At 67.2% G+C, this 10,762-nt stretch carries 14 protein-coding genes and 1 riboswitch; of the genes, 10 read left to right on the top strand and 4 right to left on the bottom strand.

The features are described from left to right. From QZS21_RS10970 to QZS21_RS10935, 8 genes are all read left to right on the top strand, one after another. Positions 1 to 829 (top strand): HAD-IIB family hydrolase (locus QZS21_RS10970; RefSeq protein WP_295583318.1); only part of this gene is annotated, 829 nt, incomplete at its 5' end. Next, entirely contained in the window at positions 727 to 1,212 is a 486-nt protein-coding gene (locus QZS21_RS11675; RefSeq protein ID WP_308589539.1) for a helix-turn-helix domain-containing protein, read from the top strand. The genes QZS21_RS10970 and QZS21_RS11675, both read left to right, overlap by 103 nt. A 48-nt stretch (positions 1,213 to 1,260) precedes the next feature. Further along, a complete protein-coding gene (locus QZS21_RS10960; RefSeq protein ID WP_295583316.1) occupies positions 1,261 to 1,428 on the top strand; it encodes a hypothetical protein in 168 nt (55 codons plus the stop codon). 170 nt (positions 1,429 to 1,598) lie between these two features. After that, complete coding sequence (locus tag QZS21_RS10955; protein WP_295583313.1) at positions 1,599 to 1,991, top strand: GntR family transcriptional regulator; 393 nt, start codon at positions 1,599 to 1,601, stop codon at positions 1,989 to 1,991. Continuing rightward, positions 1,972 to 2,667: an ABC transporter ATP-binding protein gene (locus QZS21_RS10950; RefSeq protein ID WP_295583311.1), complete on the top strand. Its 696-nt coding sequence runs from the start codon at positions 1,972 to 1,974 to the stop codon at positions 2,665 to 2,667. The genes QZS21_RS10955 and QZS21_RS10950 overlap by 20 nt, the downstream gene beginning before the upstream one ends. Next, positions 2,661 to 3,467 carry a hypothetical protein gene (locus QZS21_RS10945; RefSeq protein WP_295583309.1) on the top strand — a complete coding sequence of 269 codons (807 nt, stop codon included), beginning with the start codon at positions 2,661 to 2,663 and terminating at the stop codon, positions 3,465 to 3,467. The genes QZS21_RS10950 and QZS21_RS10945 overlap by 7 nt, the downstream gene beginning before the upstream one ends. 78 nt (positions 3,468 to 3,545) lie before the next feature. Further along, a complete protein-coding gene (locus QZS21_RS10940; protein ID WP_308589537.1) occupies positions 3,546 to 3,998 on the top strand; it encodes a small multi-drug export protein in 453 nt (150 codons plus the stop codon). A gap of 11 nt (positions 3,999 to 4,009) precedes the next feature. Then, positions 4,010 to 4,513 (top strand): hypothetical protein, encoded by a 504-nt coding sequence (locus QZS21_RS10935; protein ID WP_295583307.1) that lies wholly within the window; start codon positions 4,010 to 4,012, stop codon positions 4,511 to 4,513. A 255-nt stretch (positions 4,514 to 4,768) separates the two neighbouring features. Here QZS21_RS10935 and QZS21_RS10930 read toward each other — a convergent pair whose 3' ends face one another. After that, positions 4,769 to 6,040 carry an amidohydrolase family protein gene (locus QZS21_RS10930; protein ID WP_295583306.1) on the bottom strand — a complete coding sequence of 424 codons (1,272 nt, stop codon included), beginning with the start codon at positions 6,038 to 6,040 and terminating at the stop codon, positions 4,769 to 4,771. Between the two features lie 64 nt (positions 6,041 to 6,104). Further along, positions 6,105 to 6,207: riboswitch (purine riboswitch) on the bottom strand. Positions 6,208 to 6,371: 164 nt separating this feature from the next. Between QZS21_RS10930 and QZS21_RS10925 the strand changes: the two genes are divergently transcribed. Beyond that, positions 6,372 to 6,611: a TraX family protein gene (locus QZS21_RS10925; protein ID WP_295583303.1), complete on the top strand. Its 240-nt coding sequence runs from the start codon at positions 6,372 to 6,374 to the stop codon at positions 6,609 to 6,611. Between the two features lie 103 nt (positions 6,612 to 6,714). Here the strand turns inward: QZS21_RS10925 and QZS21_RS10920 are convergent, their stop codons facing one another. Next, on the bottom strand, positions 6,715 to 7,140 hold the full coding sequence (locus QZS21_RS10920; protein ID WP_295583300.1) for a VOC family protein: 426 nt from the start codon (positions 7,138 to 7,140) through the stop codon (positions 6,715 to 6,717). Between the two features lie 315 nt (positions 7,141 to 7,455). Between QZS21_RS10920 and QZS21_RS10915 the strand changes: the two genes are divergently transcribed. Beyond that, positions 7,456 to 8,217: a ZIP family metal transporter gene (locus QZS21_RS10915; RefSeq protein ID WP_295583298.1), complete on the top strand. Its 762-nt coding sequence runs from the start codon at positions 7,456 to 7,458 to the stop codon at positions 8,215 to 8,217. 37 nt (positions 8,218 to 8,254) lie between these two features. On the opposite strand, the gene QZS21_RS10910 is transcribed toward QZS21_RS10915, so the two are convergent. Further along, on the bottom strand, positions 8,255 to 8,602 hold the full coding sequence (locus tag QZS21_RS10910; protein ID WP_295583296.1) for a TIGR04076 family protein: 348 nt from the start codon (positions 8,600 to 8,602) through the stop codon (positions 8,255 to 8,257). After that, positions 8,599 to 9,879 carry a competence/damage-inducible protein A gene (locus tag QZS21_RS10905; protein ID WP_295583294.1) on the bottom strand — a complete coding sequence of 427 codons (1,281 nt, stop codon included), beginning with the start codon at positions 9,877 to 9,879 and terminating at the stop codon, positions 8,599 to 8,601. Before QZS21_RS10905 ends, QZS21_RS10910 begins: the two co-directional genes overlap by 4 nt. Between the last annotated feature and the right edge of the window lie 883 nt (positions 9,880 to 10,762).

The raw sequence follows: 10,762 nt of genomic DNA, 5'->3' as shown, positions 1-10,762 counted from the left end.
GGTCCTGCTGGCCAGCGATTTTGACAACACCCTGATCTACACGGAGGCGGCCCTTCGCACCGGCCGCCCGGTGCCCCCCCTGTCGCCCCGGAACCGGGCGGCGCTGGAGCGCTTCATGGCGGAGGGCGGCCGCTTCGCGGTGGCCACCGGCCGGGCCCTGGCGGCCTTCATCAAGTATGCGGACCTGGTGCCCATGAACGCCCCCGGCGTGGTGTGCAACGGCGCCGCGCTGTACGACTTTGCCCGGGGGGAGTATCTGGAGACCACCACGCTGGACGGGGAGGCCCGGCAGCGGGGACAGGCGGTGCTGGAGCGGTTTCCGGAGGTGGCGGTGGAGGCCTATCACATCGACAACGTGATTCATGCCGTCCACCCCAATGAGATCACCCGCCAGCATGAGCACCTGACCAAGGTGGGGGTGACGGAGGCCCCCACGCTGCTGGACGTGCCCCTGCCCCTGGGAAAGCTGCTGTTCGAGGCGGAGCACGAGGCGCTGGAGGAGGTCCGGGCCTTCCTGGACGCCCAGGGCTGGAGCGGGGACTATGAGCTGATCTACTCCGGCAAGACGCTGCTGGAGATGACGGTGCGGGGCGCCAACAAGGGCGGCATGGTCCGCCGTCTGGCGGACCGGCTGGGCATCTCCATGGACCACGTGTACTGCGCCGGGGACGAGGCCAACGACATCTCCATGCTCACCGCGGCGGCGGAGGGGTTTGCCCCCGCCAACTGCGTGGAGGCCGTCCGGACCTGCGGGGCCACGCTGGTGTCCCACGCGGAGCGGGACGCCCTGGCGGACGTGGTGGAGATTCTGGAGAAAAAATACCGCTGAGGGCCGATCGCCACCCTCCCGCAACCGGGAGCTGCGAAAATTCCGCCCTGGGTTTCTGGAACCCGGGGCGGAATTTTGCTATCCTTCGCACAGAGGACGAAGGGAGCACAAGCCATAACCTTTGGAGAGAAACGGAAACGCTTCGGGCCCGGGAGGGACTCAGCCAGGATGCGCTGGCGGAGCTGCTGGGCGTGAGCCGCCAGGCCGTCAGCAAGTGGGAGCGGGATGAGACGCTACCGGAGACGGAGAAGGCGGTCCGGCGGAGCAGGCACTTCCGCGTCACCACGGACTACCTGCTGAAAGACGGGGAGGACGTTGCAAAGCCGTCCGCCGCCCCGGCACCGGAGCCGCCGCTGGAGGCATGGCTGCGGCACAGGGGCTGACGCCTGGGCTGGCTTCCCCTGGCGGGGGGCCTTCTGTGGCTGCTGCGGGTGGTTGCCCAGGCGCTGCCGGCGGTGGGCTTTCTATTGGCGGCGGAGGATTTCCAGCGGCGTTTCCGGCTGCTGTGGCTGTACGTGCCCCACCTCCTGCCGGGGCTGATTTTGGCGGCGGGCGGCGGCGCCGTTCTGGTATGGGGACGCCGGAGAGCCCGGAAATGAGAGAGGTTCAGCGCCTTTGCACCCCGGCGGGCCAGCGGCCCGCCGGGGTGCGGTCTGTTCGGCGGCGAAAAAAATTTAAAAATCTTTCGCGTTTCCCCTTGACAAATGCCTGGAATGTGTTATTGTATTAATTGCTTAACACAACAATACACGAAAGGGAGGCGGGATGGATGAGATGGCAGTTTTCCAATGACGCTCCGATCTATGCCCAGCTGATCGAGCAGATCAAGGTGGGCATCGTCTCCGGCATGTTTCCCCCGGGGGAGCGGCTGCCGTCAGTGCGGGACCTGGCCACGGAGGCCGGGGTGAATCCCAACACCATGCAGCGGGCCATGACGGAGCTGGAACGGGACGGTCTGGTGTACAGCCAGCGGACCGCAGGCAGATTTGTGACGGAGGACAAGGCGATGATCGAAGCGGCGAAACGGGATTTGGCGGAGCGCCATATCCACGCGTTTTTGGCGGCCATGGTCCGCCTGGGCTACCGGAGAGAAGAAATCGTGTCCCTGCTGCGGCAGGAGACACAGGAGGAGGGAATGACCCATGTCGGTACTGGAATGTAAAGACCTTTGCAAAAACTACGGCCATACCCCCGCGCTGGACCACGTGAGCCTCGTGGTGGAGCCGGGACGCATCGTGGGGCTGCTGGGCCCCAACGGCAGCGGTAAGACCACCCTGATCAAGCTGGCCAACGGGCTGCTGACCCCCAGCCAGGGCGCCATCTCCATCTGCGGCGCCGCGCCGGGGCGGGAGACCCACGCCGCCGTCAGCTACCTGCCGGAGCGGACGGCCATCCCCACCTGGATGTCCACCACCCAGCTGTTGGACTTCTACGGCGACTTCTACACCGACTTTCGCCGGGACGCGGCGGAGGAGATGCTCCAGCACCTGAACATCCAGCCCAAGCAGCGCATCAAGCAGATGAGCAAGGGCACCCGGGAGAAGGTGCAGCTGATTATGGTGATGAGCCGGGCGGCGAAGCTGTACCTGCTGGATGAGCCCATCGGCGGCGTGGACCCCGCCACCCGGGACTACATCCTCTCCACCATCATCGGCAACTACAACCCCGAGGCCTCCGTGGTGATCTCCACCCACCTGATCTCCGACGTGGAGAAGGTGCTGGACGAGGTGATTTTCATCAACCAGGGCCGCCTGGTGCTCCAATCCACCGTGGATGAAATCCGGGAGGAGAAGGGCATGAGCGTGGACGCGCTGTTCCGGGAGGTGTTCAAATGCTGATCAAGCTGATGAAGCATGAGTTCCGGGCCACCGGGCGGATCATGCTGCCGCTGTACCTGGTGCTGCTGGCCACCGCCGTGGGCGCCAACATCTCCACCCGGGGCCTGCTGGAGACGCACTACTGGTTCTTGAATCTGCTGGGCGGATTGCTGGTCATGGCCTTTACCTTCGCCATCTTCGGCGTGTGCCTGATGAGCGTGGTGGTGATGGTCCAGCGGTTTGGGAAGAATCTGCTGGGGGACGAGGGCTACGTGATGCTCACCCTGCCCGCCTCCATCCACCAGCAGCTTTGGAGCAAGCTCATCGTCTCCGCCGTGTGGTTTGCCCTCACCCTGGTGGCGGTGGGCGCGGCGGGCCTGGTGATGGCCTACGACGTGGGCCTCATCTCCCAGTTCTTCCGGGGGCTTTCGGAGCTGTTCCGGGACATCACCCTGGAGCTGGGATTGAACGGCGCGGCGCTGGCCGGAGAGCTGTTGCTGCTCTGCTTTATGGGCTGCTGCGCCCTGTGCCTGCAGTTCTATGCCGCCCTGGCGGCAGGCCACGGCTTTGCCAACCACAAGGGGCTTTGGAGCGTGGTGTTCTTCTTCGGCATTCAGTTCGCCGTGCAGATGCTGGCCGCCGCGGTGCTGCAGATCCTGGACATGACGGGAATTCTGCACATGCTGCCCGACTGGAGTGTGGAGGGGATGGCCGGAATGCACCTGGTCATGTGGACGATGATTGTGGCCGTGGTGATCTACAGCGCCATCTTCTACGGCATCACCGCCTACTGCCTGAAAAAGCACCTGAACCTGGAATAATCGAACCCATCACACCGCCGCGGCCGCCGGGATACCCCGGAGGCCGCCGGCCCGTTTGGAGGAAACCGGTTGGATACTGTGCTGGAAAAACTGCTGTTGACCTTCGGCACCGCCATGATCCCCGTGGTGGAGCTGCGGGGGGCCATCCCCGTGGGGGTGGCGGCGGGGCTGCCCCCCGCCGCGGCCTGCGCCGCCGCCATTCTGGGAAATCTGCTGCCGGTGCCCGTCATCATGCTGCTGGTCCGCCGGGTGTTCGACTGGCTGCGGGACGTGCCGTGGCTGGGGGAGCGGATCGCCCGGCTGGAGCGGCGGGCCCACCTGAAGGGGCGTATCGTGCGCAAATACCGCCTGGCGGGGCTGGTGCTCTTCGTGGCCGTCCCTCTGCCGGGCACCGGCGCCTGGACCGGGGCGCTGGTGGCGTCGCTGCTGGATATCCGCCTGCGCCACGCCTTGCCCGCCATTTTGCTGGGCCTGGTGGCGGCGGGAGTTCTCGTCACCATGCTGACCATGGGAGTGATCCACCTATTTTGAGAGGAGAGACGATGAGAGAAAAAGGAGGCCGCCTGGCGGCCGTGGCGCTGCTTGTGAGCCTGGTATTGACGGGCTGCGGCGGGCCGGAGGACCCGGACGCCGAAAAGAGCGGCTACTACGAGATTCTGGACGCCCGCGGCGCCGTGGTGGAGACCGTGGCGGACCCGGAGCCCCTGGCGGAGCTGGACGAGCTATTGAACAGCTTCACCGAGGGGGAGGGGACCTTCCTGGAGGGGGCGGTGCCCGCGGCCCTGTATACCTATGTCTACTATCAGGAGAAGACCCTCCGCGCCGGGGAGGACCCGGCGGCGGAGAAGACCTACTGGGAGGTGCTGCGGCTCACCGTCCCCGCGGAGGGGGACACCGTGGTGCTGCAAGTGCTGGAGGCGGGGACGGCGGCCCTGGCGGAGGCGGTGCCCCAGCTGGATTTGAGCGACCTGCTGACATTTTCCTACACCCCCTCCGCCCAGACCCTGGAGGCCCTGCGGGACCCCGGCCGGTTCACGGCGGAATAGCGTCCGGCCCGGGCGGAGAAGCCTGCCGAAAAAGCCGCAGCGGTTCGCCGCCGGAACGGCGGACGCAGAGGAGCGCCTGCCCTGCCGCGGCGGATACGCGGCGGGACATCCCGCCTGGCCCGCAAGGGTGCGGCCTGCGCGCCGTGGGCGCGCAGGGAGTGGGCCTTTCCCGGAAACGTGCCGCAGGCACGTTTCCGACAACTTCAAAAGCGGCCGCCCGGGAGGGCGGCCGCTTCTTCGTATGGCACGGGGCGCTCACGCCCCGGCGTAGACCTTCCGTCCGGCGGACCACACCGCCTGCACCGCGCCGTCCTGGCGCAGGTACACGCACCGCTCCAGCCGTTCGGCGGGGGTGAGGGGGTGGGGGCTGGGCAGGTCTCCGTCCGCCAGCACCACGGCGTGCAGCGGGTTCCCCGGGGCGAAGCCCGGGGCCTCCCCGAAATAGGCCGCCCCGGCGGAGGTGCCCAGGTACCAGCCCTCCGGCACGGTGAGGAAGTCCGTCTCCCAGCCGTCCAGAATCCGGCGGGCCTTGGAGGCCCGGATGGAGGAGGCCACCACGTCGAACATGCACAGGCGGTCGCCCCCGGCGATGTCGCTGCCCAGGGCCACCTTCACCCCCTCTTGCAGCATGGCCCGCACCGGCGCCACACCGGAGCAGATGTTCTGGTTGGAGTCGGCGCAGTAGACCGCCGTGACGCCCGCCTCCGCCATGGCCCGCCGCTCCCGGGGGTCGGACCAGACGCAGTGGGCCATGACGGTGCGCCCGTTCCACATGCCGTACTTGGCGTAGGTCTCCCAGTACTGCGCGCAGTCCGGGTGCAGCTGGGCCACCCAGTCCATCTCCGCCCGGTTTTCCGACAGGTGGGACTGCACGGGCAGCGCCCGCTCCTGGGCCAGGCGGCCCAGGAAGGCCATGAGGCCGTCGGTGCAGGAGGGGGTGAACCGGGGGGTCAGGATGGGGTGGATATGGGAGAAGTCCCGGCACTGGTCCAGCCAGAGGAGGGTGTCGGACATGGAGGCCTCCGTGGTCTCCTCCAGGAGGCCCGGGGCGCCGTTGCGGTCCATGTTCACCTTGCCCACGTAGCCGGTGACCCCCGCCCGCTCCAGCTCCTCCATCAAAATGAGGGTGGCCTCCCGGTGGAGGGAGGAGAACATGCACACCCGGGTGGTGCCGCCCCGGATCAGCTCCTTGGCCAGGCGGCGGTAGACCGTCTGGGCGTAGTCCGGGTCGGCGAACCGGGCCTCGGTGGGGAAGGCATAGGCGTTCAGCCAGTCCAGCAGGGGCAGGTCCATGCCCATGCCCAGCATGGGGTACTGGGGGGCGTGAAGGTGGAGGTCCGCGAAGGACTGGAGGATCAGGGCGTCGCCGAAGTCCTCCACCGCCGCCCCGGCCCACTGCTCCGGCAGGACGGGGTACACGCCGGTGATGATCCCGTCCTCCGCCACCAGGTAGCCGTGCTCCGTGACGTCCAGCCGCCCCAGGGCGGGGGCGGAGACCACGGTGCCTTTCAGGATTGTCAAAGCCATACAAACACCTCATTTGCAAGATTTCGACACAAAAGAAAAGGAGCGTCCGCCCGCATGGGGCTGCCCCCATCGATCGAACACTCATAGCAGGGCCTTTCGGCGGCCCCGTAGAAACTTTCGCGCCATCTGCACAGCGAAATTATATGAGCCTTTTCCATTGTATGTCCACCCTCACCATAGCACAGCCGCCGGGAAAATGCAAGGGGCGGCGGTGTGGTTCCAGGCGGAATTTTCCTTGTGGAAGCCGGGCCGGCGTGGTAGCGGGAGGACCCGGCGCCGGCGTGCAGAAGCGGCGCGGGCCGAAGAAAGAGAAGAAATGAGGAACGGCACCATGGAAACGAGACCGCTCTCCGGGTTTTCCGCAAATACGCTGAAGGGCTTGGCGATGCTCACCATGTTCATCGACCACGTTGCCTATCTGGTGGCGCCCAATCGCGGTCCGCTCTATGCGGGCCTCCACTTGATCGGGGCGTTCACTGCCCCCATTCTGTTCTACTTTGTGGCGGAGGGGTACCGCCACACCCGCAATGCAAACCGCTACACCCTGCGTCTGGCGCTGTCGCTGATTTGACTCTATCTGTGAGAGGGCGGGGCGCCCCCCATCCCCAAACGATAAAACGGTCCGGGCCGTCCCATAGGGGACGGCCCGGACCGTTTTTGCAGAGCCGCGGGCCTTACAGCAGGCCGCACAGGGGGCTTTCCAGAACGGGCTTCATCTGGCACAGGCAGAAGGGGTGCCCGGCGGGGTCCAGCATGACCCGCCAGCCGTCGGAGAACTGGGCCTCCGCCACGGACGCGCCGCAGTCCACCGCGTGCCGGACCGCCGCCTCCAGATCGGCAACGGCGAAGTCCAGGTGCGCCATCTGCTGCTGGGCGCCGGGGGCGTCGGGCCACACCGGCGGCCGGTAGGCGGGATTTCGCTGGAACAGGATGCCGGGGTACGCCCCCTGGGCCGCGCCCGGGGCGCCCACGCAGGCCCAGTCCTCGTCGTGAAAGGGGATGTCCCACTGAAGCAGCGCCGCATAGAAGCTCGCCAGCGCGTAGGGGTCCTGACAGTCCACCGTCAGAGTGTAGAGTTTGATGGCCGGGATATCCGCCATGGCGCGGTCACCTCCAAAGAAGGAAGAATGGCCGCCGGGGGCAGGGCCGCCCGGCGGGTAGGGCCATTCTACCACGGCCCGCCCCGGCTGTCCAACGAAACCGGCCAGCGGGAGAAAAAAGAGGGCCGTGGGGCTTTGGCCGGTCCGGCGGAAGAAATCGGGCCGGAAGCCGGGGGGAACGGGCCAAACCGGCGAAAAGGGAGCAGGAGGGCGGCGGGCGCCGCCTCGGGGCCTCCGCACCCGGCCCTCCAGCGGCGCTTATACTGGCATACGGGCGGTGCTCCGCTCGAATCCATATAGAAAGCGTTGATGATTATGTTGCGTTCTCTTGGCTGGGCCGCGCTGGGCACCGGATTTACCTTTCTGATGACCACTCTGGGTGCCGCCGTGGTGTTTTTCTTTGCCGGGACGCCGAAGCCCCGCTTCCAGCGGGCCATGCTGGGCTTTGCCGCCGGCGTGATGACGGCGGCCTCCGTGTGGAGCTTGCTGCTGCCCGCCATCGACCAGGCGGGGACGGACGGGACCTTCCCCGGCTGGCTGCCCGCGGCAGCGGGGATGCTGGTGGGCGTGGTGTTCCTGGCGTCGCTGGACGGCCTGCTGCCCCGGCTGCGGAAGAACCGGGACGAAAATCCCGTCTGGCGGCAGAACACCCTGCTGATGACGGCCATCACCCTACATAACGTACCCGAGGGCATGGCGGTGGGCCTGGCCTTTGCCCTGGCGGCGGCAGGGGAGAATTTCGCCGGGGCGGCGGCCTTGGCCCTGGGCATCGGCATCCAGAACTTCCCGGAGGGGGCCGCCGTGGCCCTGCCCCTGCGGCAGGAGGGCCGGAGCCGCAGCCGGGCCTTCGTCGGCGGGATGCTCTCCGGCATCGTGGAGCCCCTCTTCGGCATTCTGGTGGTGCTGATGGCGGCCTGGGCCCAGCCGCTGATGCCCTGGCTGCTGAGCTTCGCCGCCGGCGCCATGCTGTATGTGGTGGTGGAGGAGCTGGTGCCCCAGGCCCACAGCCGGGCGGGGACCTGCGGCTTCGTCACCGGGTTTCTCATCATGATGGTGTTGGACGTGGCCCTGGGGTGAGGCAAAAAAACAGAGGCCGCTTGCGCGGCCTCTGTTTTCATTTCGTCACCGGCGTATCGCCGGGACGGCTCTCCTCCTCCGTGGCCTCCAGCTTGAAGATCACGGGGCGCAGCCCGTCGTTGCAGGAGCAGATGGCCACCCCCGGCGTCCGAATCCAGTCGCCGTAGTAGAAGGTCTTCCGCCCGGCGCCGTGGGCCAGGGCGAAGACGTACTGGTAGATGGCCTTCCAGGCCTCGTCGCAAAGGCCCTCCGGCTTTGCGTAATCCGCGTAGAACACCTGCCCCTCCCGCAGCATGGGGCAGGGGGCCAGGCCCTCGGCGCCGTACTGGGCGGCAAGGTCCCGGTTGAACATCTTTTGCAAAACCGTGATGCGCACTTTTTTCATGGGTTTCCCTCCAGCGGTGTGGATGTGATGGGCAGGCCGGTCAGATACCGGCGGACCACGTCCAGGGCGTGGTTGCTGGCGGTGCTCTGGATGCGGTCCCGGCGCCGCCTGCCGGAGTCCATCTTCCGGCAGAAGGTGCCCTCCGGGGTGGCCAGGCCGATGTACACGATGCCCACGGGCACGCCCCGCTCGTCCGGGTCCGGGCCCGCCACGCCGGTGACGGATACGCCCAGATCCGCCCCGGTGATCCGCCGGGCACCCTCCGCCATGGCCCGGGCGGTCTCCTCGGACACGGCGCCGTAGGCGTCCAGAACCGCCTGGGGCACCCCCAGCACGCCGGCCTTCACCGACGTCCAGTAGCTCACCACGCCCCCCCGGTACACGGCGGAGGCCCCGGGCAGGGCGGTGATTCGCTCCGCCACCCGGCCGCCGGTGCAGCTCTCGGCGGTGGCCAGGGTGAGGCCCCGCTCCTTCAGGAGATGGAGGCACACCTCCTCCAGCCCTTTCACGTCCACGCCATACACCACGTCCCCCAGGGCGGCGCGCACCGCCGCCACCACCGGGGCCAGCATGGCCTCCGCAGCCTGGGCGCTCTCCGCCTTGGCGGTGGCCCGGAGGCGGACCTCCGAGGGCTTGGCATAGGTGGCCAGGGTGGGATTTTCCATGCGGCACATGGTCTCGTGGAGCAGCTGGTCCACGGAGGACTCCCCGATGCCGAAGGTCATGATGTCCCGGGAGACGATGACCTCCCGGGAGAGGCGGCGGAGGTAGGGCTCCGCGCAGCGGCGGAGCATGGTCTCCATCTCGTGGGGCGGGCCGGGCAGCATCAGCACGTGAACGCCGCCGGCGTCGAAGGCGCAGCCCGGGGCGGTGCCCACCGGGTTGTCGAAGATCACGCAGCCCTCCGGCAGCTCCGCCTGTTGGGCGTTGTTCTCCGGCATGGGCACGTGGAGGGCGGACTCGTAAAACACCCGGATGTCCTCCAGGATGTCGGGGTGGAACACCAGCTTTTTTCCAAATAGTGAGCAGATGGTCTGCTTGGTGAGGTCGTCGTAGGTGGGGCCCAGGCCCCCGGTGGTGATGAGGATGTCCGCCCGGCGGCGGGCGATGTCCAGGGCCTGGCGGAGCCGGTCCGGGTTGTCGCCCACCACGGTGTGCCAGAAGACGTTGATGCCCAGGGTGGAGAGGCTCTCCGAGAGGACCTGGGCATTGGTGTTGGCGATGTTGCCGAGGAGCAGCTCGGTGCCTACGGCGATGATCTCGGCGGTATGGGACATAGGGGGCCTCCTTTTGTTCCCCGAGAGGGGAACGGGGGTGTTTGCCCGGCGGGGCGGGGTAACCGCGCATTGCGCGGGGACGGGGATGTCCGCCCGGCGGGCGGGAGGTGTCCGCGCACGGCGCGGGGACGGGAGAGGCCGCCCCACGGGGGCGGGACGGGGGTGTGTGGCTTTGCCCCACGGGAATGCACCCCCCATTTTCTTTGGTTGCGCCAAAGAAAACGGGCCGTGCACGGTCCAAAAGAAAAACGCTGTTCCTTGCAAAGCTGACCCCTTTTAGGGGTCAACTTCGCACAGCGGGGGTCTTCGGAGTCGGTGCTTCCGGTTCCTGGATGGCCTCCTACCGGCTCGCGCCGGACATGGTACGATTTTTGGGGGTGCAATTCCCGCGGGTGGGGCGTGTGCTGGGGTGGGGTGCTCATCGAAAGGCCCCTGCTTCTCTTCCCGCGCTCCCCGCTTTGCTCAGCGCTGCCTGGGCGGTAGGGGTGAAAAAAGGAACGGCCCAACTCCGCAATCCCCGGTCGCAAGTTGAAGGCGTCTGGCGTAGTTTGTGAGCCTGTTCTTCTACAATCGTCAGGGCAGCGGCAGCGGAAAGAGAGGTACGCCAAATCGGTCTTGCACCCCAAGTTCGCACTTCTTGGTCGCGGGCGGAGAGGCAAAGCGAGATCGGGCCAAACCCGCACCAAGCGATTGCACCGGGCCAACTCGTACAGGGGTTTTCTAAGGCCCGCGTCTCCACAATGCACCCTTCGGGTGCATTGTGGAGACGCGCCTTTTCTTTTACACCGTGCACGGTGCGTTTTCTTTTCGGCAAGACGTTTTTGGGGCCCCGCAGAGATCCAGCGAAGCGGTCTCTGCGAGGAGCGGAGGAGCAAGGGAGCGG

Source organism: uncultured Oscillibacter sp., assembly GCF_900544955.1.
Taxonomy (GTDB): domain Bacteria; phylum Bacillota; class Clostridia; order Oscillospirales; family Oscillospiraceae; genus Oscillibacter.
This window is presented reverse-complemented; position numbering and strand designations above follow the sequence as displayed.